The 25,125-nt window shown below is 38.1% G+C and carries 20 protein-coding genes; 12 read left to right on the forward strand and 8 right to left on the reverse strand.

Annotated elements, in window-relative coordinates:
* Window position 1: 1 nt before the first annotated feature.
* Together J7604_RS05915 and cysQ are read right to left on the reverse strand one after the other, a co-directional pair.
* The gene (locus J7604_RS05915; RefSeq protein WP_293892523.1) at window positions 2-937 is read right to left on the reverse strand and encodes a glycosyltransferase family 2 protein; all 936 of its coding nucleotides are present in this window, start codon (window positions 935-937) and stop codon (window positions 2-4) included.
* A 20-nt stretch (window positions 938-957) separates the two neighbouring features.
* Complete coding sequence (gene cysQ, locus J7604_RS05920) at window positions 958-1,740, reverse strand: 3'(2'),5'-bisphosphate nucleotidase CysQ (RefSeq protein WP_293892526.1); 783 nt, start codon at window positions 1,738-1,740, stop codon at window positions 958-960.
* A 104-nt stretch (window positions 1,741-1,844) separates the two neighbouring features.
* On the opposite strand from cysQ, the gene cysC reads away from it, so the two are divergent.
* The 4 genes from cysC (at window position 1,845) to J7604_RS05940 (ending at window position 6,173) form a co-directional block, all read left to right on the forward strand.
* The gene (gene cysC, locus J7604_RS05925; protein WP_293892529.1) at window positions 1,845-2,441 is read left to right on the forward strand and encodes an adenylyl-sulfate kinase; all 597 of its coding nucleotides are present in this window, start codon (window positions 1,845-1,847) and stop codon (window positions 2,439-2,441) included.
* A gap of 52 nt (window positions 2,442-2,493) precedes the next feature.
* On the forward strand, window positions 2,494-3,399 hold the full coding sequence (gene cysD / locus J7604_RS05930) for a sulfate adenylyltransferase subunit CysD (protein ID WP_293892532.1): 906 nt from the start codon (window positions 2,494-2,496) through the stop codon (window positions 3,397-3,399).
* Between the two features lie 67 nt (window positions 3,400-3,466).
* Complete coding sequence (gene cysN / locus J7604_RS05935; protein WP_293892535.1) at window positions 3,467-4,744, forward strand: sulfate adenylyltransferase subunit CysN; 1,278 nt, start codon at window positions 3,467-3,469, stop codon at window positions 4,742-4,744.
* Window positions 4,745-4,973: 229 nt separating this feature from the next.
* Complete coding sequence (locus tag J7604_RS05940; RefSeq protein WP_293892538.1) at window positions 4,974-6,173, forward strand: S8 family peptidase; 1,200 nt, start codon at window positions 4,974-4,976, stop codon at window positions 6,171-6,173.
* 71 nt (window positions 6,174-6,244) lie between these two features.
* Here J7604_RS05940 and ispF read toward each other — a convergent pair whose 3' ends face one another.
* Entirely contained in the window at window positions 6,245-6,724 is a 480-nt protein-coding gene (ispF, locus tag J7604_RS05945) for a 2-C-methyl-D-erythritol 2,4-cyclodiphosphate synthase (protein WP_293892541.1), read from the reverse strand.
* Window positions 6,714-7,967: a pitrilysin family protein gene (locus tag J7604_RS05950; protein WP_293892544.1), complete on the reverse strand. Its 1,254-nt coding sequence runs from the start codon at window positions 7,965-7,967 to the stop codon at window positions 6,714-6,716. The genes ispF and J7604_RS05950 overlap by 11 nt, the downstream gene beginning before the upstream one ends.
* 138 nt (window positions 7,968-8,105) lie before the next feature.
* Here J7604_RS05950 and J7604_RS05955 point away from each other — a divergent pair, with 138 nt between their 5' ends.
* The 4 genes from J7604_RS05955 to ytxJ all read left to right on the forward strand — a co-directional run bounded on the left by J7604_RS05955 (window position 8,106) and on the right by ytxJ (window position 12,010).
* Window positions 8,106-10,085, forward strand: coding sequence for a dehydrogenase E1 component subunit alpha/beta (locus J7604_RS05955; RefSeq protein ID WP_293892547.1), 1,980 nt, complete (start codon window positions 8,106-8,108; stop codon window positions 10,083-10,085).
* A gap of 70 nt (window positions 10,086-10,155) precedes the next feature.
* Window positions 10,156-10,416 carry a hypothetical protein gene (locus J7604_RS05960; protein ID WP_037576486.1) on the forward strand — a complete coding sequence of 87 codons (261 nt, stop codon included), beginning with the start codon at window positions 10,156-10,158 and terminating at the stop codon, window positions 10,414-10,416.
* Between the two features lie 11 nt (window positions 10,417-10,427).
* Window positions 10,428-11,666: a hypothetical protein gene (locus tag J7604_RS05965; RefSeq protein WP_293892554.1), complete on the forward strand. Its 1,239-nt coding sequence runs from the start codon at window positions 10,428-10,430 to the stop codon at window positions 11,664-11,666.
* A gap of 2 nt (window positions 11,667-11,668) precedes the next feature.
* On the forward strand, window positions 11,669-12,010 hold the full coding sequence (gene ytxJ / locus J7604_RS05970; RefSeq protein ID WP_293892557.1) for a bacillithiol system redox-active protein YtxJ: 342 nt from the start codon (window positions 11,669-11,671) through the stop codon (window positions 12,008-12,010).
* Here the strand turns inward: ytxJ and J7604_RS05975 are convergent.
* Complete coding sequence (locus J7604_RS05975) at window positions 12,007-12,414, reverse strand: OsmC family protein (protein ID WP_293892560.1); 408 nt, start codon at window positions 12,412-12,414, stop codon at window positions 12,007-12,009. The two genes, ytxJ and J7604_RS05975, sit on opposite strands and share 4 nt — an antisense overlap.
* 52 nt (window positions 12,415-12,466) lie before the next feature.
* Here J7604_RS05975 and J7604_RS05980 point away from each other — a divergent pair, with 52 nt between their 5' ends.
* Window positions 12,467-13,201, forward strand: a complete 735-nt coding sequence (locus J7604_RS05980) for a hypothetical protein (RefSeq protein WP_293892563.1) — start codon at window positions 12,467-12,469, stop codon at window positions 13,199-13,201.
* Window positions 13,202-13,312: 111 nt separating this feature from the next.
* Entirely contained in the window at window positions 13,313-14,185 is an 873-nt protein-coding gene (gene lipA / locus J7604_RS05985; protein WP_293892566.1) for a lipoyl synthase, read from the forward strand.
* A gap of 82 nt (window positions 14,186-14,267) precedes the next feature.
* Here lipA and J7604_RS05990 read toward each other — a convergent pair whose 3' ends face one another.
* Together J7604_RS05990 and J7604_RS05995 are read right to left on the reverse strand one after the other, a co-directional pair.
* Window positions 14,268-14,699 carry a hypothetical protein gene (locus J7604_RS05990; protein ID WP_293892569.1) on the reverse strand — a complete coding sequence of 144 codons (432 nt, stop codon included), beginning with the start codon at window positions 14,697-14,699 and terminating at the stop codon, window positions 14,268-14,270.
* Between the two features lie 253 nt (window positions 14,700-14,952).
* A complete protein-coding gene (locus tag J7604_RS05995; protein WP_293892572.1) occupies window positions 14,953-21,069 on the reverse strand; it encodes a glycosyl hydrolase family 8 in 6,117 nt (2,038 codons plus the stop codon).
* A gap of 433 nt (window positions 21,070-21,502) precedes the next feature.
* On the opposite strand from J7604_RS05995, the gene J7604_RS06000 reads away from it, so the two are divergent.
* Both J7604_RS06000 and J7604_RS06005 read left to right on the forward strand, forming a co-directional pair.
* Entirely contained in the window at window positions 21,503-21,766 is a 264-nt protein-coding gene (locus tag J7604_RS06000; RefSeq protein ID WP_293892575.1) for a hypothetical protein, read from the forward strand.
* Complete coding sequence (locus tag J7604_RS06005; protein ID WP_293892578.1) at window positions 21,763-21,939, forward strand: hypothetical protein; 177 nt, start codon at window positions 21,763-21,765, stop codon at window positions 21,937-21,939. Before J7604_RS06000 ends, J7604_RS06005 begins: the two co-directional genes overlap by 4 nt.
* 99 nt (window positions 21,940-22,038) lie before the next feature.
* On the opposite strand, the gene gcvP is transcribed toward J7604_RS06005, so the two are convergent.
* Complete coding sequence (gcvP, locus tag J7604_RS06010; protein WP_293892581.1) at window positions 22,039-24,936, reverse strand: aminomethyl-transferring glycine dehydrogenase; 2,898 nt, start codon at window positions 24,934-24,936, stop codon at window positions 22,039-22,041.
* Between the last annotated feature and the right edge of the window lie 189 nt (window positions 24,937-25,125).

Genomic DNA, 25,125 nt, shown 5'->3' on the forward strand with positions numbered 1-25,125 from the left:
CTCAGTCTACTGATTTTTCCCTGACAACATAGGCAGGCTTCAATTCTACACCATTAATGATCCTGATCAGATATTCTCCAACTATGCCAATTGAGAAAAGCATAAGCCCTCCGATAAATAAGGTCACTGTCACCAAAGATGCATAACCTGGAACCGGTATTCCTACAGTAAGCTTTTTTATAAAATAGATCAAGGCTAACAGAAAACTAAAAAACGAAATAGAGATACCGACATATGCAATTAGCTTCAACAAAAAACTACTATTATTAAAAAGCATATTCGCAAAGGTAGCAAACATCTTTTTCAGTGTAAAGCCGGATTTGTCATAAGGCCTTTTTGCGTGGCGAACATTTACATTCTTTACATCTTTGGTAACATAAAAGAGCAATGCACTTACAGATGGATTTGGAGTTTTAATTTGCAAAAAGGCTTTAACAACTTCCGCCTTTATAAGCTTGAAAGGACTATTTCTGATATGTGCAGGTTTACCAAGCAGCTTAGCCTCAAACCAGTTATTAATTCTGCTAAAAATTCTTTTGCTTATGGTGTGTTCTTTTTTATCAAACCTACCAATAACCACATCATGAGAATTTAGCGCAGTAAGAGAAGGAATATCTTCCGGAAAATGCTGTAGATCGTCATCTATTGTAATGATATAACGACCTTTAGCATTGGTGAAACCACAAAGCAAAGCGCCCTGCTTGCCGAAATTCCGCATCAGACGGATGCTTGTAACTTCTTTGTATTTTTTTGAAAGACCATTAAGAAACGGCCATGTCAGTTCATTTTCAGAGCCATCATCAATAAAAATAAGTTCGTATGTTTCCTTCAATTCATTTTTGAAAACAGCATCAATTCTGTCTCTCAGCTCCACAAGAGAGTGAGAACTGTTAAATACAGGTACAACAACAGAATAACTAATTTCAGAGGAAATCATACAAAAACTTTACGCAACTTTCAGCTAAGAAATACTTCATCAGAAGCACAGATAAAACTACTGTTAAGCAATGACTCTTTGTTGTATTCAAATCTTTTTTTACCCAGATTTACTACAACCCCACCACTTGCTTCCACAATGGCCTGGCCTGCGCCAGTATCCCACTCCATAGTCGGGCCATGTCGATAATAAAGATCAGCACTTCCTTCAGCAAGGAGACAAAACTTCAATGAACTTCCTTTGGAAATTCTGTCTGCCACATTAAATTTTGAGAAAAAATCTTCTTCCTCTTTTGCAGCATGTGAGCGGCTTCCAACACCAATTAGATCGGTTTTTCTGTCGCTTACTTTAATGGGGAAAGTTTTCCCGTTACTGCTTTTAAAACTTCCTTTGCCAAGCTGACCGAAATACATTTCATCCAAAGCAGGCGCATAAATAACACCAGCAACCGGATAACCATTTACAATCAAACCTATGTTTACAGTAAATTCACCGTTTCTTTTAATAAACTCCTTTGTTCCATCAAGAGGATCTACCAACCAGAAAATTGACCAGTTTTTTCTTACGTCAAATGGAACTTCTTTTTCTTCTTCTGAAATAATAGGAATTTGCGGGGTAAGACTCTTTAAGCCAGCAACAATAAAATCATTGGATTTTCTATCAGCGAGCGTTAATGGTGAATTATCGGCTTTAGTATCAATAAGGTCAGTAAAGTCGGGCAGACTGTAGACTTCCATGATTAATTTGCCTGCCCCCAGGGCTATTTCTTGAACTTTATCAAAATTAATTTCAGGCAGTTGCATGATTCCTCTATTTATTGAGTTTCAAATTTAGATAATTTTGATCATTCTCTCTTTTTTTTACTGAAAATGTAGTATTTTTACAGATTAAAATTTCTTAACATCCATTGGAAAATATTCATCCTATATTTGATCGAATTCTTAAAAGAGAAGATAAGGAAACGATTTTACACCAAAAATCTGTTGTGATCTGGATGGTGGGTCTTTCTGGTTCCGGGAAAAGCACTTTGGCTAAAGCCATTGAACAAGAACTACATAAAAACGGATTCCTGACACAGCTGCTGGATGGCGACAATTTAAGGACAGGTATAAATAACAATCTTGGTTTTTCTGAATCTGACAGGATAGAAAATATCAGAAGAGCAGCAGAGGTATCAAAATTATTTCTTAATTGCGGAATTGTAACTATCTGTTCTTTAATAAGTCCAACAGAAGAAATCCGTAATATGGCCAAAAATATTATCGGTGCTGAGGATTATTTCGAACTTTATGTGAATTGTCCATTCGAGATATGTGAACAAAGAGACGTAAAGGGATTGTATCGCAAAGCCAGAAATGGGGAATTAAAGAATTTCACTGGATTGGATTCACCTTTTGAAGAACCCCAGAATCCTAGTCTGGAAGTAAGGACAGATCTTAAGCCTTTGGATATGTGCAAGGAAGAGATCTTAACGGCAGTTTACAAAAAGATAAAAATAAATTAACCTTAAAATTGTAATAGTTAAGCCATATTTGGCTTTTCAAACCTTATAACCTATGATTTCCTACAATTTAAGTCACCTGAAACAGCTTGAGGCGGAAGCGATATTCATCATGAGAGAAGTGGCCGCACAGTTTGAGAGACCAGCATTACTTTTTTCGGGAGGAAAAGATTCTATTGTGATGGTAAGACTTGCACAGAAAGCATTCTGGCCAGCAAAACTACCATTCCCATTGATGCATATTGATACAGGACACAACTTTCAGGAAGCTCTGGACTTCAGAGATGATCTTGTGAAAAAAGTTGGAGCAAGACTTATTGTCAGAAATGTACAGGACTCAATAAATCAAGGAAGAGCTGTTGAGGAAAAAGGACCAAACCCAAGTAGAAATGGACTTCAGACCATCACCCTTCTTGATGCGATTGAAGAGTTTAAATTTGATGCATGCTTCGGCGGAGCCAGAAGAGATGAAGAAAAAGCTAGAGCGAAAGAGCGCTTTTTCTCTCACAGAGACGAGTTTGGTCAGTGGGATCCAAAAAATCAAAGACCAGAACTTTGGAATTTATTCAATGGCAAAAAAAGCCCAGGAGAACACTTCAGAATATTTCCTTTAAGTAACTGGACTGAAATGGATGTGTGGCAATATATCGCCATGGAAAAACTTGAAATTCCAACAATTTATTTTTCTCATAAAAGAACCATTGTTGACAGAAACGGAATGCTTTTAGCAAAATCTGATTATATCACTCTTTTAAAAGATGAGCATTATGAAGAGAGAACTATCAGATTCAGAACTGTTGGTGATATGACTTGTACAGGTGCTGTTGAATCAGAGGCGTCTACCCTTGATGAAATCATCCAGGAAGTTGCTGCTGCGCGTCAAACAGAGCGTGGTACCAGAGCTGACGACAAAAGATCAGAAGCTGCAATGGAAGACAGAAAGAAACAAGGATATTTTTAATAAATCAATTTCAAGACGTACAATTTTCAAACAGTTAGCCGACTGAAATTATAACAGCCTTAATGCAATGACTGAAACACAAACTAAAAATAGCTATCTTGAAATGGACCTTCTAAGGTTCACCACAGCGGGAAGTGTAGACGACGGAAAAAGTACCCTGATTGGAAGACTGCTTTACGATTCAAAATCTATCTTTGAAGATCAGCTGGAAGCCATTGAAAGAACCAGTGAGCAGAGAGGTGACGGATATGTTAACCTGGCATTACTCACAGACGGACTTAGAGCTGAAAGAGAACAAGGTATTACCATAGATGTGGCTTACAGATATTTTGCCACTCCAAAAAGAAAGTTCATTATAGCAGATACTCCGGGCCATATTCAGTATACAAGAAACATGGTAACTGGAGCTTCTACAGCAAACCTAGCTATCGTACTTGTAGATGCAAGACATGGTGTTGTGGAACAAACTTGCAGACATGCATTTATTGCATCTTTGCTTCAGATAAAACATATTATCATTTGCGTTAACAAGATGGACCTTGTTGACTATAAAGAAGAAGTTTTCGAAAAAATAAAACAACAGTTTTCCGACTTCTCTTCAAAATTATCTGTACCAGATATCCGTTACATTCCTATCTCTGCGTTGCATGGAGATAACGTAGTGGATGAGTCTGAAAACATGCCTTGGTATAAAGGAGGAACACTTCTTTATACATTGGAAAATGTAAACATCAATTCTGATCTTAACTATGTTGATTCAAGATTCCCGGTTCAGTGGGTGATCCGTCCGCTAAGCGAGGAGTATCATGACTTCAGAGGTTATGCAGGAAGAGTTGAAGGTGGAGTTTTCAAACCAGGCGATGAAGTGATTGCACTTCCTTCAGGATTTACTTCCAAAATTAAAACTATTGAAACCATTGATGGAAAACTTGAAGAAGCATTTCCTCCAATGTCAGTTACAATAACACTTGAAAATGATATTGATATCAGCCGTGGAGATATGATTGTGAAGCCAAACAATCAGCCAAGTGCAAGTCAAGATGTTGAATTGATGATCTGCTGGTTGAATGACAAAAAATTAAACCCGGCAGCAAAATATATTATCAGACATACTTCAAGAGAAGCTAAATGTGTTGTAAAAGATGTTCGTTACAAAGTTAACATCAACACTTTACACAAAATTGAAGATGATAAAACTATCGGACTTAATGACATTGGAAGAATCCTTATTAGGACTACCAATCCTTTATTCTTTGATAGCTATAAGAAAAACAGATCTACAGGAAGCGTAATACTTGTAGACGAGTTTACCAACGAGACAGTTGGAGCTGGAATGATTATCTAAGAATTATCTGATTAAAAAATATCAAAAAAAGCGAAGAGAAACCTCTTCGCTTTTTTATTTAGCGACTTTCGTTCTTCTAAATTAATTGCTACGCTTGTCAATAAAGATTAGCTTTTCTACTGTACAATTTTTCACGCGACTGAACCATAGCACAGAAGGATTATGTTGAGGGTTTATAAATAATTCAGGGCTCTATATCACAGCCAGATTTAAATTTCAAATATCCTCTATGTTTTCAAATCTTTTAAGAAAAGGAAAAAAAATCATCCCCTATTCGCTTGCATTGACGCTACTATTTTCTGCTTGTAAAAAAGAGAAAGAAGTGGAGCCTACAACGCAAACCCCTACTTCACCAACTACACCTCCATCAAGCGGAAACAAAGACGAATGTCTGACAGCATCAGCACTGGACAACGGACAAGTCATTCCAGGCCAGTATATTGTAAAATATGCTGAAACAGGTGAAAAACTGGGTACAAGGACTTTTCATAAAGTACTAAGATCAAATAAAATTGATCCGGAAAAGATACTTCGTACTTTTGACGGTAATCTTAAAGGCGTTGCCATAAAGCTTGAAACAGGAGAAGTAGAAAAATTAAAAAAGGATCCTAATATAGAATATCTTGAACAAGATAAGATTGTCTCTATCAGTGATTGCCCTGCCCGGGTTGAATATCAGGCAGCAGGCTGGGGAGCAAAGAGGGTTGGTCACGCCGAAGGATCTGGAAAATATGTTTGGATAATCGATACAGGTGTTGATCTTAGCCATCCAGACCTGGTAGTAGACGCATATAAATCAAAGTCATTTATTCCCGGCACAACTGTTAATGACGACCATGGCCATGGCACCCATGTTGCCGGGATCATAGCAGCTAAAGACAATGGATTCGGAGTTGTCGGAGTTGCTTCAGGAGCTACTGTAATTGCTCTGAAATCTATGGATGCTCAGGGGAAAGGAAGTATTTCAAATATTATAGCAGCTGTACAGCATATTGAACAGAATGGAAAAGCCGGAGATGTAGTAAATATGAGCTTAGGAGGAGGATATTCTCCCTCTCTTGATAAAGAAGTGCTTAACGCTGCCAATAAAGGCTTTGTATTTTCAATAGCAGCAGGAAATTCAGGTATTAAAGCAGATAGTTCTTCTCCTGCCAGAGTCGACCATCCAAATATCTACACTGTTTCAGCCATGGATTCAACGGACACTTTTGCGTCATTCTCTAATTATGGGAAAACTGTTGACTATTGTGCTCCAGGAGTAAAAATTCTTTCAACATACAAGAATGGAGGTTATGCAACGATAAGCGGCACTTCTATGGCAGCTCCTCACATGGCTGGAATCCTTGTGATGCGTGGCAAGAACTTTAAGAAAGATGGATCGGTAAAAAATGATCCTGACGGGTCAGCAGATCCGATACCACATTTATAAGCTGAAAGCACAAAGCGAAAAGCTGAAAGTTAAAGTTCTGTTTTTCGCTTTGTGCCTTATGGTTTTCGCTTTCAGTTTTTAAAAATAAGAGCAACAGCAAAAGCATTCGCACCTTCCTCCCTCCCAATGTATCCCAACTTTTCATTAGTAGTTGCTTTGATCGAAATATCCTCTTGTGGGATATTCATTGTTTCTGACAGGATCTCCTGCATTTTAGGAATATGAGGATTAATTTTAGGCCTTTCCATTGCAAGACTGGCGTCTATATTACTTATTTCCCAACCTTTTTCTCTTATCAGTCTGCACACTTCCTTAAGAAGAATTTTACTATCAGCGCCTTTCCATCGAAGATCAGTATTGGGGAAATGAAAGCCTATATCTCTCATATTAGCAGCGCCAAGAATAGCATCGCAGATTGCATGAATTAATACATCCGCATCACTGTGCCCAAGCAAGCCTAACTTCGCTTCTATCTTTACTCCACCTAGCCAAAGGTCGCGTCCTTCGGTCAGTTGGTGTACATCATACCCAAACCCAACTTTAATTTTCATTTACTTTTGATTTTGCTCTGTAATAAAGAGTACTGCTATTTTCAGGTTTGAATGTTCTTTTAGCAGCAGCTATAATTGAATCTTTCGTAACATTTTGAATCATTTCAGATTCCTTATTTACTATTTCCGGATCTCCTAAAAATGCAGCAAATGCAAGGTTCATAGAACGATTAAGCAATTCCACTTCACCAAATAATACTGAGGCTTCCGATTGATTTTTCACTTTTGTTACTTCATCATCTGTAATATTACCAGCTACAAGCTCATCAATTATTTTCTGTACTTCAGCCTCTCCAACTTCCAATGTATAACTGCCATTAAGCTTTCCCTCTATAATAATTAATCCAGGATCTGCTGTACCTGACACATGTGCAGAGATTGAGCTGAATATTTCTTTTTCTTTTACAAGTCTATCGTAAAGCCTTGAAGACTTTCCCCTCCCGAGAATATCACTTAAAAGATCATAAGAATAATATTCAGGATCTATTCTACCTGGCATGTGGTATACTTTATAAAGAGCATCCAAAGGAACGTCAACAATAACTTCCTGTCGTCTTTCTTCCTTTTGGACAGGCTCTGCTGGCAGATTCCTCAAATAAGGTTTTCCTGCAGGTATAGGGCCGAACCATTTCTCTGTCAATGCTTTTGCTCGATCAAAAGTAATATCCCCAGCAATAACAAGGATTGCATTATTGGGAATGTAAAATTTATAGAAGAAGTCTTTCACATCTTGCATCTCAGCGCTTTCAATGTGACTGATTTCTTTACCGATGGTTGCCCATTTATATGGATGGTTCTTGTAGACTAGTGGGCGCAACTTCAGCCAAACATCTCCATAAGGCTGATTTAAATATCTCTGCTTAAACTCTTCAATCACCACGCTTTTCTGAACATCCAGTGTTTTTTGTTCAAAAGATAGAGAGAGCATTCTGTCAGATTCCAACCAGAATGCAGTTTCAATATTTACTGAAGGAATTGTGATGTAATAGTTAGTGATATCAGTGGAAGTAAAAGCGTTATTTTCTCCACCAGCCCTTTCTAATGGTTCGTCGTAAGAAGGGATATTAATTGACCCACCGAACATTAAATGTTCGAATAAGTGTGCAAATCCGGTTTTTTCTTCCGACTCATCCCTTGAACCTACATTATACAAAATATTAATTACCGCCTGGGGACTGGATGGATCTTCATGCACAAAAACTTTCAATCCATTATCCAACACAAAACTCTTATATTCTATCATCTAACACTCCTGATTTTAAACAATAACCCTCTTTAATCATTAATGATCATATTTGGGGGCGAAAAATAAAAAAACCTTCCCATTTAATAACAGGAAAATTGCGAATACTTTATTTTTGCTAATCTACTTTTTAAAAATATGAATTTCAATAGGAAATTATATTCCGACGATTTACTGAAAAGCCTTTACTCAGGGCTTTTAAAACCCAGGCTTATAGAAGAAAAAATGCTTATTCTGCTTAGACAGAATGAAATAAGCAAATGGTTTTCGGGAATTGGCCAGGAAGCAATAGCTGTTGGTTCTGCAATGGCGATGGAAAAAGATGAATACATTCTTCCCCTTCATCGAAATCTTGGAATTTTCACCTCCAGGGAAGTGCCTTTGTTCAGACTATTTTCTCAATTCCAGGGAAAACTCTCCGGCTATACCAAAGGGAGGGACCGTTCCTTTCACTTTGGAACAAAAGAACATCACATCGTTGGAATGATTTCCCACCTTGGCCCTCAGCTCGCGGTGGCTGATGGTATTGCTCTGGCCGATTTGCTTGAAAACAAGAATAAAGCTACCCTTGTATTTAGCGGAGACGGAGGAACCAGCGAGGGAGACTTTCATGAAGCTCTAAATGTGGCTGCAGTCTGGAACCTGCCTGTAATTTTCATGATAGAAAACAATGGCTATGGTTTATCTACTCCCAATAACGAGCAATTCCGATTCAAAAGTTTTACGGATAAAGGTCCCGCATACGGTATCGATGCCTTGCAAATTGATGGGAATAACATTCTTGAAGTATATGATGCTGTAAAAAAGGCAACTGCCAGCATTCGCAGCAAACCTCGTCCGATCCTTATCGAAGCTCTTACTTTCAGAATGCGAGGCCATGAAGAAGCCTCTGGAACAAAGTATGTACCTCAAGAACTTTTTGAAAAATGGTCACAAAAAGATCCGGTAGAGAATTATGAAAAATACTTGCTTGAACAGAATGTTCTCACTTATTCTGAGTTACAGGAAGTTAGAAAAGAAATTAAAAAAGAGATTGATGAAGCCTGGGCTCAGGTAGCCAAAGCCCCTACAGCAAGTGCAGATACTGCTGTTGAATTAAGTGACGTCTATGCTCCCTTTGACCAAGTCGTGATCAAGCCATCTTCTGAAAAAAAAGTTAAAAGGAGATATGTAGATGCAATCTCCGACAGCATCAGGGAAAGCATGGAAAAGTATCCCAAACTAGTGCTCATGGGACAAGATGTAGCAGAATATGGAGGAGTATTTAAAGTTACCGAAGGCCTGGTTGAAAAATTCGGAAAAAAAAGAATCATCAATACTCCCCTTTGTGAGTCTGCAATTCTTGGTACAGGATTAGGTTTGTCAATCAATGATTACAAGGCAATTATAGAAATGCAGTTTGCCGACTTTGTAACAAGCGGTTTTAATCAGATAGTTAATAATTTTGCAAAAATTCATTACCGCTGGGGACAAAATGCTGATGTAGTAGTAAGAATGCCAACGGGAGCAGGAACGGCGGCGGGACCGTTTCATTCTCAGTCCAATGAAGCCTGGTTTGTTCATACGCCGGGGCTTAAAGTAGTTTTTCCATCTTCACCTCATGATGCAAAAGGTCTTCTGAATGCATCAATTGAGGATCCGAATCCTGTTCTTTTCTTTGAACACAAATTCCTATATCGTTCTGTTTCAGAAGAAATTCCGGAAAGTTATTATACAGAACCTATTGGTAAAGCCAGAATGGTAACTGAGGGAAATGATATATCCATAATTACTTATGGCCTTCCGGTAATATGGGCCAAAGAAATTGTTGCAAACCTGGGGAATTACACTGCGGACCTTATTGATTTAAGAACTTTATTGCCCTGGGACAAGGAAACTGTAGAAAACAGCGTTAAGAAAACCGGAAGGGCAATTGTTATTACTGAAGATACACTTACAGGAAGTATTGCTTCAGAAATAGCAGCATATATTGGAGAAAAATGTTTTCAATACTTGGATGCACCTGTGGTAAGGGTCGGTAGTCTGGATACACCCGTTCCATTTTCTCCGGCTTTGGAAGAAAACTTTCTGCCTAAAAAACGTATGAAAGAGAAGATCGAAGAGCTACTTCTTTACTAAAAGTGCTAAAGGGTTGCTTTTGAAAGATTTGATTCTTACTTTAGATTTCTTTATTTTATCCTATAATTAAATGGTGAAAAAATTACATTATTTCTCGTTAATAGTTCTTTTTGTCGGATTAATCCTTGGAACAGGATGTAGAAAAAAAGACTATCCATGCCCTGGTTTGGGTAAAAACAACGAGGCCGACTTCAGCATGTTTGATGAAAGCGGAGAAGTGAAAGATCCTAAGCTTGCCAAAAAGAAAAGAGGCAGAATCGATAAAACCACAGGCCTTGTAAACAAGAAAAAACATAAGAGACTTAACGCTCCAAGGAAAACGCATATTTAAATCTTCCTGCCTTGAACTTACTCCGCTCATACAAAATTCAAAAATATCCAAACAGGCGCCTTCTGGTATGCCTGTTTTCTTTGTTGCTGGCATTCAGCATTCCACATTTGGCCTCTTCCCAGAGCTCAGATGGAGGGCCAACAGTTAAAGTAAAACAAAGAACAGGAAAGGGTGATAAACAATCACTTAAGAAGTCGACCAAATCAAAGTCGATTGAAACCAGAGAACAAGGTCCGAGAAGTGGAAATGGGACAGTAAAGGCAAGAGATGGAGGCAAAAAAACCTCACAAAAGATCAATAAGAGTTCTGGAGGAGATGTGAAGCAGTCAGATTCCAGACAACAGGCACCAAGAAGCGGAGATGGAACTGTAAAGGCAAGGGATGGAGGCAAAAAAACCTCACAAAAGATCAATAAGGGGTCGGGTGGAGACGTTAAACCATCAGAATCCAGACAACAGGCTCCTAGAAGCGGCGATGGAACTGTAAAAGCTAGAGACGGAGGCAAAAAAACTTCGCAAGCTATAAATAAAGGGTCCGGAGGCGATGTAAGGCCAATGGAATCCAGACAACAGGCTCCTAGAAATACGGCAGGGACAACAGTTCTTGTTAATAATAAAAAAGACCGTAAGCTGAATAAGCAAATGGCTAAATACCAGGGAGATTTAGCACAACCTGAATCCAGAATGAAACCTCCTATTCATGATAACTATGTAGTAGTTAATCATAAAAAGGAGCGAAAGCTTAGCAAGCAAATGTCTAAATATCAAGGGGACATAGTTCCTGGAGAATCCAGAATGCAAGGACCAAGGAACTCAGATGCTTTAGTGGAAGTAAGAGAAATTGACAGAAAACAAGGTAAGCAGATTGCTAATTACAAAGGAGACCTTGCAAACAATTTTCTTGAGAAACGAACAGCCATGCGTGTGGAGAAGAGCAGGCAGATGTCAAACTATAAAGGCGATATCTTAGTTAGATCTTTAAACCAGAAGGCGAGAAAAATACGGAAGAAGCAAAAGGATATTGCTAACTACCAAGGAGACATTGTTGTAAGAGGAAAGAGAAAAGGAATGCATCCTAGCTCTGTGTACAGAGGCGGCAAGGTTAAAAATTCATACCAGGCCAAAGAAAGATACAGAAAACGCATGTTGAAAAAGTATGGAAGAAACAGTGGTGTTGAAGATGCAAATTACATGAAGAAGAAGGATAGAAAACCTAGACACGATAAAAAAGAAGGCGAAATTTGGTATTAATTATGGAATGGCAGGAATTAAAAGAAGAGCAGCAACTAAACCATATTAAGGATTTATCCTCCGGAGAGCCTGTGGTTATTTTCAAGCATAGTACCAGATGTTCAATAAGTTCAACAGCATTGAACAGACTGGAAAGATCCTGGAAACCAGAGGAAGTCAATGGAATTAAACCATTTTATCTTGACCTGATATCTTTTAGAAATATTTCTAATAAAATTGAGGATGTGTTTAAAGTAAGGCATGAATCACCGCAATTGCTGATTATTAAAAATGGCAACTGCGTGTACCATGCCTCACATATGGGAATAAATTACGAGGAAATTAAGAAACAGCTTTCCGCTTAGTAATTAAATGATACTATCTGCTTAATTGCAGGATCTAAGCTCAATGCAACCGGACAAGTATGAGCGGCGTGTTCAAGTTTTCCTTTGAATTCATCGCTCAGACTTAGGCCAGTAGGGAAAGTAAAGTTTACATGAATTTCGGAAATCTTTCTCGGATTGGCAGTCATAATCTTGGTTACCTCCGCTTCCACTCCATCAATAAGAAGGTTTTCCTTTCTTGCAGTAATTCCCATGATAGTCATCATGCAACTGCAAAGCGCAGCAGAAACCAAATCTGTGGGTGAAAAAGCTTCCCCTTTTCCGTTATTGTCAAGAGGAGCATCAGTAATAATCGTATTACCAGACTTCAGATGAACCGCTTCGGTTCTCAAATCTCCCAGATATTTATTTTTTATTGAAAACATCAGACCAAAACTTGATTTTTAAGTTAAGTTTAAAAATAGAAAATTAATTAAAATGAAATTTATAAAGGTTGTTTTTTATATCCTAATGCTTGTTTCTATCTGTATATCAGAAACAAAGGCTCAGGTGCTGGAACCACCCTATAAAAGGGAATTTCTTATTGGCTTGAATTTTAATACCAATGCCGGATTTATAGGTGGATTAAACGGAAGATATTCAAGATTAAAAAAGAACAATATTTACGAAACGTTCGGAGTCGAAATAGTAAATGTAAAACATCCCAAAGAAGCTAAGTATGCAAGCTCTAACGGCAGCCCTTACGTTCAGCAAAAGAAAAACTATCTCTTTCCTGTCAGATTGCAATATGGTCGAACTATAATTTTATTCCATAAAGCTCCTGAAGAAGGTGTGCAGGTTGATGCAGTTTTTGCCGGAGGACTAACTATTGGAATCCTTAAGCCATACACTATTGAATATGATTATGACTCCTATACTGCAATAGAACCCTATGATCCAGAGAAGCATACCAATACTAACAAAATTCTGGGCACAGGGGGCATTTTCTCCGGTTTTGATCAAATGAAAATAGTTCCTGGATTGAACGTGAAAGCAGGGATAAGCTTTGAGTTCGGAAGTTTTATAAGCAATGTATCCGGCATAGAAATAGGAACTTTGATTGAGGCTTATCCTCAGAAAATGGTCATCCTTGACGACATCAATCATTCCTATCAAAATAAATCTGTATTCACGTCTTTATACGTGACAATATTTTACGGAAGAAGAAAATAGTTACTTTTTACCAAATTAATTGATTCTCTGCATTGTTAGGGAGAAGCAGGTCTGTGCTTAGGATTTGGCAAAAATCTTTCTTATTTTTCGTAAATTTCAAATAGTAATAGAATGGCCGAAGAAGTTGTAAACAACTCAGAACCAACGAGAAAAAGCAAACCCGATTGGTTAAGGGTAAAGCTTCCTGTTGGAAAAGAGTATGCAAAAGTAAGGCAGCTTGTTGATGATCATAAACTTCATACAATCTGTCAGAGCGGAAATTGCCCAAATATGGGTGAATGCTGGGGAGCAGGAACAGCCACGTTTATGATCCTTGGTAACGTATGCACAAGAAGTTGTTCGTTTTGTGCTGTTGCAACAGGAAGACCCACCGAATATGATATCGATGAACCAAGAAGGGTTGCTGAAGCAGTAAAATTGATGACAGTAAAGCATTGCGTGATCACATCGGTTAACAGAGATGAGCTGAAAGATCGTGGTGCTGAGGTCTGGTATCAGACAGTAAAAGCCATTAAAGAAGTTTCTCCTCAAACGACCATCGAAACACTTATTCCAGATGTGAAAGGCAACTGGGAGGCGCTTGAAAGAATGATCAGTGCAGGCCAGGAAGTTGTATCTCATAACATGGAAACAGTAAAGAGGCTGTACAGACTTGTGAGACCACAAGCCAAATATGAAAGAAGCCTTGAGCAGATACACAGAATAAAGAACTTCGGAAAAAGAACCAAGTCTGGTATTATGTTGGGATTAGGCGAAACGGAAGAAGAAGTTTATGAAGCAATGGATGATCTTCTGGCTCATGGCCTGGACGTATTAACACTTGGTCAATATCTTCAGCCTACCAAGATGCACCTGGGTGTTGTTAACTTCATACATCCGGATCAATTCAAAAAATATAAAGAAGTAGGTCTTCAAAAAGGATTTAACTATGTTGAATCCGGACCATTGGTAAGGTCTTCTTACCATGCAGAAAGACATATTTGATGATTATATAAAATGAATGTTGATTTGCTTATTGATTTGTAAATCAACATTCATTTTATATAGATTTCAGCAAACTATTTTCTTATTTAAAGAGCCCTCCAATTTTTTCTGTCACAGAACCCACTCCTCCTATACCGACCTTATTCAATAAATCCCCGCTATCTTTTGCTTGTCCACCTTCTGAAGTAAACTTATCTAACAAAAACGGAATTACTGAATTGCCAATAGACTGAGCTTTAGATTCATCAATACCTAACTTGGAAGCTATAGAAGGAACGAATTTCTTCATAATTGAATTAGAGAAATTCTGTTTTCCTTCCTGATCGCTCTTGCCGTTAAATAAGTTCAACAGTTGATTGCCATTTCCTGATGAGGCCATACTTTGCAAACCTCCTTTAAAAGAGTCTCCCGCAACCTCCATTGTTTTATCCAGCTGTTGAGAATTCAAATTTTCCTTTTGTTGAAGAACCGGTCCTAAATTGTCCTTGGCTAACTTTAAAATCTGATCAATCATATTCTTTCTGCTTTATTATCTCTTCTAAGAAAAACCAGGCTTATTATAATTAGGTTCTTTTTAAGCATAAAGCACAAGGCACAAGGCAAAAAGCGGAAAGCTTATGTATCCTATTTTATACTTTTAGCTTTGTGGCCTTATGCTTTGAGCTTTCGGCTTTGAGCTTTACGCTTTAAAAAAAAAGAGCTACCCTTTCGAGCAGCTCTTCGTGTTTCACTAAAAAATTAACCTTACTGTAACCTACTTAAAAACACTAATTCTTTATAATCCTTGTCGTATAGCTATTCTCTTCATAGGTCACCGTAACAATATAAGTTCCTATTGCTAGCCCTTTACCTATTGGTAATAATTGGCCTTCAAACGTAGTCGTATAAACTGTTACTGGCTTTCCATATACATCATTAATACTAACTGTTGCCTCAGATACCCCATTACCAGCAAAAGGAATAGAAACTAATGTTTCATCATTAAATGGATTAGGCCCTGCAATGGTCATTCCAAGTGCTGCTCTGGCTGCAGAAGGCATAGCTATTTCTTCGCATATAGAGATATTTTTGACATAATTTACAAGCTGTTTATTTGGTTGTCCATTCCAGTTTAGTTTAAGTACCAGATAATAGCTTCCTGTTGAAAGAGCATTAAAGCTAACTGACTTATTTACAAAATCAGATGAAGTAAAATCTCCTTCAATCTTTGCTAATGGCTGCACATTTTCTGCACCATACCATTCAATTGACTTTGCAAACCCTGTTTCTATTGAAGCAATATTAACATCGGCATCATCTTTAAAATCAAATGAGATAGTATAAGATTTTCCTGCTTCCACAGAATGCTTTGCTCCGCTTTCTATGACGTACAGATATGATTGTCCCCATTGTCTCTGAGTTACCTTCAGAGCGTTATTTTCATTACTTGCACCAGCTCCAAGATATTGATCGGTAAACTGATTTCTTACCACAAATTTTGAAGCATCAGGAACTTCAGTAAGTTGACAAGCTCCGCTTGGCAGGCTTGGAGTTGATGCAGGATTGAACTCGACATAGTTAAGGTTAAACTCTGCTGAATCCAGTACTATCTTCATGGTCTGAAGACCAGCTGTAAGCTGAACATTAGAAATTTTCACAGTAGTATACTTCTGCCAATCACCTGTATTTGGTACTGTAACTGGCCCAGAAATATTCACACCATTCATTTCAACATGCAACGTTTTTCCTGAATTCGGAGAAGCAACTCTCACTCCCAGTTCATAGGTTCCTGTTTCTTTCACTTCTACTGAGTAGTTTAGCCACTCCCCAATATCCATGTACCCAATATCATAGCCACCTTCAGAACAACTTTCTATATCTACATATTCATCAGTTCTATACTGGCCTCCTTTATTATCCTTTGTATCGTCATAGTAAGCAATATTCAAACCTCCAAGGTCAAAATTCTCTGCTTCGATTTTTCCAGGGATTAAAGCTGGACTGCCTTTATAAGGAGAAGATACTGTCGGGGATGATGATGTCTTTTTAAATTCAACATAGTTTAAGTTAAACTCTGCTGAATCCATCACTATCTTCATAGTCTGTAGACCCGCTGCAAGTTGAACATTTGAAATCTTCAGAGTTGTATACTTCTGCCAATCGCCAGTATTAGGAATTGTTACAGATCCAGAAATATCCACACCGTTCATCTCAACATGCAATACTTTTCCTGAATTTGGAGAAGCAACTCTCACTCCCAGATCATAGGTACCTGTTTCTTTCACTTCTACTGAGTAGTTTAGCCATTCACCAATATCCATGAATCCGATATCATAGCCACCTTCAGAACAGGTTTCTATATCGACATATTCATCCGTTCTATATTGGCCGCCCTTATTATCCTTTGTATCATCATAGTAAGCAATATTCAATCCACCAAGATCAAAATTCTCTGCTTCGATTTTTCCAGGGATTAAAGCAGGAGTTCCTTTATATGGAGATGATACAGTCGGGGATGATGACTTTTTAAATTCTACATAATTAAGGTTAAATTCTGCTTCATCCATAACTATCTTCATAGTTTGTACACCTGCAGTAAGCTGAACATTAGAGATCTTTACTGTTTTATACTTCTGCCAGTCTCCTGTATTGGGTACTGTAACCGGTCCAGAAATATCTACACCATTCATCTCAATATGCAATACTTTTCCTGAATTCGGAGAAGCAACTCTCACTCCAAGTTCATAGACTCCTGTTTCCTTTACTTCTACCGAGTAGTTTAGCCATTCGCCGATATCCATATAACCAATGTTATAACCACCTTCTGAACAGGTTTCTATATCAACATATTCATCTGTTCTGTACTGACCGCCTTTATTATCCTTTGTATCATCATAGTAAGCAACATCCAATCCGCCAAGATCAAAATTCTCTGCTTCAATTTTCCCAGGAATTATGGCTGGAGTTCCTTTATAAGGAGAAGATACTGTCGGAGATGATATCTTCTTAAATTCAACATAGTTTAGATTAAACTCTGCGGAATCCATTACTATCTTCATAGTTTGTATACCAGCAGTAAGCTGAATATTGGAAACCTTTACTGTTGTATATTTCTGCCAGTCCCCTGTATTTGCTACTGTTACAGGACCAGAAATATCTACTCCATTCATCTCAACATGCAATACTTTCCCTGAATTCGGAGAGCCAACTCTCACTCCCAGTTCATATGTTCCGGTTTCCTTTACTTCTACAGTATAATCCAGCCATTCTCCAATGTCCATGTAACCGATATCATAACCTCCTTCAGAGCAGCTTTCAATATCAACATATTCATCTTTTCTATACTGGCCACCTTTATTATCCTTTGTATCATCATAATAAGCAACATCCAATCCTCCAAGATCAAAATTCTCTGCTTCAATTTTCCCAGGAATTATAGCTGGAGAACCTTTATAAGGTTCTTTTTGAGCAGTGTTTTCCGTAACAATGATTGTGATTGGGCCTGCCTCTGAAGACAAACCTGAATTATCAATTGCTTTTACAGTAACTGTATGAGTTCCTACTGACGCATTATTCCACAATAGCGAATATGGCTCAAGCAATTCCTCTCCGATTTTAACAGTGCCTTCATAATACTCTACCTTTGCAATTGTTCCATCAACATCAGAAGCATCTGCATTGATAGTTATCGTTTTACCTTTGACGAACGTCGCATTGTTAGCTGGCGAAGTTATGACAACTGTAGGAGCTTTCCCATCCAGAGCCTTAACGACAATATTAATCACAGAAGAAGTAGTCGCTGCCCCTTTATCATCAGTCGCTTTTGCTGTTATTGAATAATTTCCTGCAGCAACATTAGTCCAACTGAAAGAATATGGGCTTGATGCATCTTCTCCTATCTTCGTTGCTCCTTGATAAAACTCAACTTTAGCTACAGATCCATCGGCGTCAGATGCATTAGCGGAAAAGGTAATAGTAGCTCCTGCGTCAAATGAGGTATTGGTAAGAGGAGAAATAATTGAGACTGCAGGAGAAAGATTTTCTTTTGCCTGAACAAATATTGTGACGATAGAAGAAGTAGTCGAAGCTCCTTTGTCATCTGTTGCTTTAGCTGCAATTGAATAACTTCCTGCAGCTATACCTGTCCAGCTAAATGAATATGGGCTTGATGAAACTTCACCTATCTTGGTTGTTCCTTGATAAAATTCAACCTTTGAAATAGATCCATCCGGATCCGATGCATTTACGGAGATATTAATCACTTCTCCCTCTCCAAATACAGCATTAGGAACCGGGGTAACAATTGAAACAGTTGGCAATGCATTATCTTTAGCATTAACTGTAAAATTTATTGCAGTAGAAATTGTGGAAGCACCTTTATCATCAAATGCTTTTGCTGTAATGGTATAACCACCCACAGGCACATCGGTCCAACTTATGCTGAAAGGACTTGAAACATCTTCGCCTATTTTAAGGTCTCCAAGATAAAACTCAACTTTAGCTACAGATCCATCGGCGTCAGATGCGTTTGCGCTAATAATAACAGCTTCTCCAACCGTAAATACTTGATTGGAAGTCGGAGCTGTCAATGATACTGTTGGTGAAACATTGGTTTTTTCATTAACAGTAATTGCAACTGAAGATGAAGTCGTTGAAGCACCTTTATCATCTGTTGCTTTTGCTGTAATTACATAAGAACCTACTGCTGCATTTGTCCAGCTGAAAGAGTATGGACTTGTTACATCCTCTCCCAATTTGGTGTTTCCCTGATAAAACTCAACTTTAGCAACTGAGCCATCTGAATCGGCGGCATTAGCACTAATGGTGATCGTTTCTCCTGCTGTAAATACAGTATTAGCAGTCGGAGTTGTCAATGATATTGTTGGTGAAACGTTTGCTTTTTCATTCACCGTAATCATAACTGAAGAAGAAGTTGTTGAAGCACCTTTATCATCTGTGGCTTTTGCCGTGATTACATAAGAACCTGCTGCTGCATTTGTCCAGCTGAAAGAGTATGGACTTGTTGCATCCTCTCCTAATTTAGTTGCTCCCTGATAAAATTCTACTTTGGAAACTGAACCATCAACATCAGATGCATTAGCACTAATCGTAATCGTTTCTCCTACTGTAAAAACAGTATTAGCGGTCGGAGCTGTCAATGATACTGTCGGAGCTACATTTGCTTTTGCATTCACTGTGATCGTAACTGAAGCCGAGGTCGTTGAAGCACCTTTATCATCTGTGGCTTTTGCTGTGATTACATAAGAGCCTGCGGCTGCATTTGTCCAGCTGAATGAATATGGGCTTGTTGCATCCTCTCCTATTTTGGTTGTACCTTGGTAAAACTCCACTTTGGCAACTGAGCCATCGGAATCAGAAGCATTAGCATTAATGGTGATCGTTTCTCCTACTGTAAAAACAGTATTAGCGGTCGGAGCTGTCAATGATACTGTCGGAGCTACATTTGCTTTTGCATTCACTGTGATCGTAACTGAAGCCGAAGTAGTTGAAGCACCTTTATCATCTGTGGCTTTTGCTGTGATTACATAAGAACCTGCTGCTGCATTAGTCCAACTGAAGGAATATGGACTTGTTGCATCCTCTCCCAGTTTGATTGTTCCCTGATAAAACTCCACTTTGGAAACTGAGCCATCGGAATCAGAAGCATTAGCATTAATGGTAATCGTTTCTCCTACAGTAAATGCAGCATTAGAAGTCGGAGCAGTCAATGAAACTGTTGGTGAAACATTTGCACTTTCAGTGCTAAGAGGATTATAAAAATTTCCTGATAGCAGATAAAGATAAAGCGTTTTTAAAGTTTGATTGAAGTACCAGTTTGCTTCGTTAATTCCTTTTAAGTCGGAATAAGAATCATCCAGGTGAGATTGGTTCTCACCACCCATTGCAGCACATGCAAAGGTACCAACGAAGGTACAATTATGTGCAGTACCATAAGCAGAACCATTCTGGTTGTAGCCGTCTTTTACATTTTTGGTACCACCATTAGTTCTTATAAAATCTGAAGTCTTTTTAACATAGGCTTTTGCTTCCGGTGTACCAAACCATAAATAATCTACAGCAATCCTCCATGGCGTCCTAACTGCATCATAGTGGAATTTGGTTCCTCCTGAATAATATCCGCTTGCATTAGAGGAATATGTTCCGTCAGCTTTGCACCAGTCAGAAACAAAACCACCGGCAGCGTTATTTTTTGAAAGGTTTGCGTTGATGATCTCATAACACTTATCAGCTGCTGAGTTCCAGAAAGCTTCGTCATTGGTAAACTTTCCAAATACTCTGAAATATCCTGGAGTAAAGTAAGAAGGATTAGTCAGGTTACTTCCGCCAAACTGATCTCCTGGCTTTACTACTTTTGTACCACTCTCAAGTTCGTGAGTTTTAATTGCTGAGATAAGAGTTTTAGCATCGTTCTGATAGTTAATACTACCGGCACTTCCCCACTGACTATGAGCAACGATGAGTGCCATTGCGGCATCAAATTCCGCATCAGAAGCTCCGTTTGATCCTACGATTGAAGAACATTCGTTTATTTTCCAATGCATAACACCATTGGAATTTCTAAATGACTTATAATAATTCCAGAAACCATCGAAATAAGTTTTGTCGCCGGCATAAGCTGCCATCAACATTCCATAGCCAATACCTTCAGATACTGTTTGATTGGGGGTATCGAATTTCACTCTGTATCTACCATCTCCGCAGGCGGCTGTCCAATTGGACTTCCAGACACTATAGTTAGATGAAGCATCCGAAGCATTTCTGTTTGTTGGCATTATACCATTGGGGTAAATTTTATTTTGGGGGAAAGGCATATTCTGCCCATTTGCATTCCAGACATTCCCCAGAATGGCCAGCGATAAAAAGAGTAAAATTTTTCTTTTCATAGTTTATGTGTTTTTCATGCGGTAAAGAAACTATTACTTAAATGCAAAATCCGAAACCTGAATAAAGCTTATTTCGTATGCACCATCAAATCAAAAATATAAATATTTTGATAAAAAATTATAATTAAAAAACTCAACAATAACCTAAATTGTTAAAATTATAATTATAGCAATATTTTATTTTATTTTTTCAACAGCTTAAATAACTAGAAAAACATAGGGCAGCAGAGTCCTAATCCAGATTTTGTACAAAAATAAAATTCATTAAAAAGTACAACAAAAAAAATTTAGATGCTGTAACACTTATATTGAGATATCACTCAGAGAGGACTTAACATATAAATTACCTGCCATTTTTAAACACTTTGCATTTTTACAAAATCCAGTGCAAATTCAACTATAAACTATTGATTACAATTTCACCTGTAACTTCATGACAATATCATTTGATCTGGATGACACACTAATTCCCGGAACTAAACTATTTGAAACTGAAAAGCGAAATATCTTTCAAACGCTGACAGGCCAGGAAAAAATAAGGTTAGGAACGATCGCTCTATTTAAGGAATTACGCACGAGAGGACATACAATATGTATCTATACAACGTCATTACGGTCAATTGCAGGAATTAAACTAATGTTTTACTCTTATGGAATTCCTGTTGACAAAATAATTAACCAACAAAACATAATATGACACTTAAAGAAAGGCAAACAATGGCTTCAAAGTTTCCTCCTTCATTTGACATAGACATTCATGTAGATGACTCTCCAGGCTTGAAAATTGAAGGGGATAGATTTCAGTTTAAAACGATCATCATTCATGAAAGTGATAAGAATTGGGTGAATACCATTCTGAATAGCTTATAATATTTTTTCAGGGGTATCTTAAATTAAAAAGGGAGGTTATCCAATGGACAACCTCCCTTTATTTTATCTTTACCCTTCTCTTAAAAAGATCTAAATGATTTATTGAACCACTTCTTCATGTGAAGCATAATCTTCAACAGGAAGGCAAGTACAAACAAGATTTCTGTCACCATAAGCATTATCAATTCTGCTCACAGAAGGCCAGAATTTCCTGAGCCTGATCCAATCTATTGGGAATGCTGCTTTTTCTCTTGAATATGGTCTTGTCCATTTATCAGCCATGATTACCTCTGCTGTATGAGGAGCATGTTTAAGTACGTTATCTGCTTTATCAGCTTTTCCGTTTTCAATTTCTCTGATCTCTTCTCTTATCTGAATCATTGCTTCACAGAATCTGTCAAGTTCTTCTTTTGACTCGCTTTCAGTAGGCTCAATCATTAGAGTCCCCGGAACCGGGAATGAAACAGTCGGAGCATGGAAACCATAATCCATTAATCTTTTTGCTATGTCTTCTACCTCAATACCCACTGTGTGTTTGAATTCTCTGCAATCAAGAATAAATTCGTGAGCACAACGACCTTTGGTATTGGTATATAATATTGGATAGAACTTCTCTAGTCTTGCCTTTATATAATTTGCATTAAGAATTGCGTGCTGTGTCGAGCTCTTTAAGCCTTCAGCTCCCATCATCGCGATATATGCATATGAAATTGGCAATATGCTTGCACTACCCCAAGGTGCTGCAGAGACCGCATGAATAGCCTTTTCACCACCAGTTTTTACTATTGGATTTCCTGGAAGGAATGGTTTCAGATGAGCGGCCACTCCAATCGGTCCTACGCCTGGTCCACCACCACCATGCGGTATGCAGAATGTTTTATGAAGATTTAAATGACATACGTCTGCTCCGATATTTGCAGGACTGGTAAGCCCTACCTGTGCATTCATGTTTGCTCCATCCATGTATACCTGTCCGCCTGCGTCATGAATAATCTGGCAAATCTCCTTGATACCTTCTTCAAAAACGCCGTGAGTAGATGGGTAAGTCACCATCAGCACACAAAGATTATTCTTGTATTGCTCTGCCTTACTTCTTAAGTCCGAGATATCAATATTCCCTTTTTCATCACATTTCACAGTAACTACCTTCATTCCTGCCATTACAGCAGTAGCTGGGTTAGTACCATGAGCTGAGCTAGGAATCAATGCTACGTTTCTATGTGTTTCTCCTTTATTTTCATAATAAGCTCTCACTACCATCAGGCCTGCATATTCTCCCTGAGCACCGGAGTTTGGCTGCAAGGATACACCTGCAAATCCAGTAATTTCAGAAAGCCAGGTCTCTAGGTTTGTAAAGATCTTCTTATAACCTTCTGCCTGAGATGCTGGAACAAACGGATGTATCTGACCTATTTTTTCCCAGGTCACTGGAATCATCTCAGTAGTAGCATTTAGCTTCATAGTGCATGAACCTAATGAAATCATGGAATGAGCTAAAGAAAGATCTTTGTTTTCCAATCTCTTAAGATATCTCAGCATTTCATGCTCTGAATAGTAAGAGTTGAAGACAGGATGTTGAAGATAGGATGAAGTTCTTTCTAATCCAGGGAAAGTAATATCTACGTCTACAGAAAGTTTTGAAAGAACATCTTCAACCTTCTTCCCTTTTACTTCAGCAAATACAGAGATTATATCTTTTAATGCTGCAACATCTACAGTTTCGTCAAGCGTAATAAATGTGCTTGTTCCAGAATAACGGAAGTTGATTTCTTTGGTTTCTGCTATCTTCTTTACAGAATCAGTCAGGTTTCCTGTTTCAATCTTTAGCGTATCAAAGAATAACTTATTGGATTGATTGAACCCTAGATCTACAATGTTATTGTTCAGAACTTTAGTCAATCCTGCTACTTTCAACGCTATGTTTTTTAAGCCCTCAGGACCATGATAAACAGCATAGCTTCCTGCTATTACAGCAAGGAGTACCTGCGCTGTACAGATGTTGGAAGTTGCTTTTTCTCTTCTGATATGTTGCTCTCTTGTTTGCAAAGCCATACGAAAGGCATGCTTACCTTGAGCATCCACTGAAGCTCCGATAACTCTTCCCGGTATACTTCTTTTAAATTCATCTTTAGTAGCAAAATAAGCAGCATGCGGACCACCATATCCCATTGGTACGCCGAATCTTTGAGTTGAACCTACAACAACGTCCGCACCAAATTCACCCGGAGGTGTGAGAAGAGTAAGACTTAATAGATCTGCAGCAACACCAACCATTATGTCGTGTTTGTGCGCAGTATCAGTTAGATTTTTATAATTAATAACCTCACCATTGGCATCAGGATATTGAAGTAAAATACCGAAGATATCAGTACCTAAAGCTTCAGGTGTATTTATATCACCAACCTTAAGAGTTATTCCTAGAGGAATAGATCTAGTTTTAAGAACATCTAAGGTTTGCGGGAAGCAATTTTCTGAAACGAAAAAAGTATTTGCATTCTTTTTTGAACCTGCACGGCCCGAATGCATAAGGTTCATCGCTTCTGCAGCTGCCGTGCCTTCATCCAGAAGAGAAGCATTGGCAAGTTCCATTCCGGTCAGATCTGTAACCATTGTCTGATAGTTGATCAATGCTTCAAGTCTGCCTTGAGCGATCTCTGCCTGGTATGGAGTATAAGCAGTATACCATCCCGGATTTTCAAGAATATTTCTCAGAATAACCGGAGGTGTAATACAGCCATAATAACCTAATCCAATATATGATTTGTAGATTTTATTTTCATTTGCCAATGCACCGAAATGCTTAAGAAACTCAAATTCCGTTAGCGGCTCAGGAAGGCTAAGCTCTTTTTTCAGGCGAATAGACTCAGGGATGGTTTCGTTGATCAATTGATCCAGACTTTTAACGCCTATCAGATCCAGCATCTCCTTCTGATTATTTTTAGAAGGTCCTATATGTCTTTCGTTAAAGCCTGATTTTTGGTTAAGGTTAATTTTCATAAACAGGATTCCAATTATGCTTTTCTATGTTGCAAAAGTACTCAATTTTAAAGTGAGATAATAAGCAAAAGAAAAGGGTGTGGATAACTATTACAGGGCCACTTTCCTGATTTCTTACTGATTATCAATAACTAAATAATTACAATGATTTGAAAGAACCTTTTTAGCGTCCTTTCAATTATATTCATT

This window comes from Sporocytophaga sp. (assembly GCF_017745095.1).
Lineage (GTDB): Bacteria > Bacteroidota > Bacteroidia > Cytophagales > Cytophagaceae > Sporocytophaga.

What these genes read in the sequence shown, in the direction of transcription:
- J7604_RS05915 (WP_293892523.1), bottom strand. Translation starts at nt 937, where the DNA reads ATGATTTCCTCTGAAATTAGTTATTCTGTTGTTGTACCTGTATTTAAC.
- cysQ (WP_293892526.1), bottom strand. Translation starts at nt 1,740, where the DNA reads ATGCAACTGCCTGAAATTAATTTTGATAAAGTTCAAGAAATAGCCCTG.
- cysD (WP_293892532.1), top strand. Translation starts at nt 2,494, where the DNA reads ATGATTTCCTACAATTTAAGTCACCTGAAACAGCTTGAGGCGGAAGCG.
- cysN (WP_293892535.1), top strand. Translation starts at nt 3,467, where the DNA reads ATGACTGAAACACAAACTAAAAATAGCTATCTTGAAATGGACCTTCTA.
- J7604_RS05940 (WP_293892538.1), top strand. Translation starts at nt 4,974, where the DNA reads ATGTTTTCAAATCTTTTAAGAAAAGGAAAAAAAATCATCCCCTATTCG.
- ispF (WP_293892541.1), bottom strand. Translation starts at nt 6,724, where the DNA reads ATGAAAATTAAAGTTGGGTTTGGGTATGATGTACACCAACTGACCGAA.
- J7604_RS05950 (WP_293892544.1), bottom strand. Translation starts at nt 7,967, where the DNA reads ATGATAGAATATAAGAGTTTTGTGTTGGATAATGGATTGAAAGTTTTT.
- J7604_RS05955 (WP_293892547.1), top strand. Translation starts at nt 8,106, where the DNA reads ATGAATTTCAATAGGAAATTATATTCCGACGATTTACTGAAAAGCCTT.
- J7604_RS05960 (WP_037576486.1), top strand. Translation starts at nt 10,156, where the DNA reads ATGGTGAAAAAATTACATTATTTCTCGTTAATAGTTCTTTTTGTCGGA.
- ytxJ (WP_293892557.1), top strand. Translation starts at nt 11,669, where the DNA reads ATGGAATGGCAGGAATTAAAAGAAGAGCAGCAACTAAACCATATTAAG.
- J7604_RS05975 (WP_293892560.1), bottom strand. Translation starts at nt 12,414, where the DNA reads ATGTTTTCAATAAAAAATAAATATCTGGGAGATTTGAGAACCGAAGCG.
- J7604_RS05980 (WP_293892563.1), top strand. Translation starts at nt 12,467, where the DNA reads ATGAAATTTATAAAGGTTGTTTTTTATATCCTAATGCTTGTTTCTATC.
- lipA (WP_293892566.1), top strand. Translation starts at nt 13,313, where the DNA reads ATGGCCGAAGAAGTTGTAAACAACTCAGAACCAACGAGAAAAAGCAAA.
- J7604_RS05990 (WP_293892569.1), bottom strand. Translation starts at nt 14,699, where the DNA reads ATGATTGATCAGATTTTAAAGTTAGCCAAGGACAATTTAGGACCGGTT.
- J7604_RS05995 (WP_293892572.1), bottom strand. Translation starts at nt 21,069, where the DNA reads ATGAAAAGAAAAATTTTACTCTTTTTATCGCTGGCCATTCTGGGGAAT.
- J7604_RS06000 (WP_293892575.1), top strand. Translation starts at nt 21,503, where the DNA reads ATGACAATATCATTTGATCTGGATGACACACTAATTCCCGGAACTAAA.
- J7604_RS06005 (WP_293892578.1), top strand. Translation starts at nt 21,763, where the DNA reads ATGACACTTAAAGAAAGGCAAACAATGGCTTCAAAGTTTCCTCCTTCA.
- gcvP (WP_293892581.1), bottom strand. Translation starts at nt 24,936, where the DNA reads ATGAAAATTAACCTTAACCAAAAATCAGGCTTTAACGAAAGACATATA.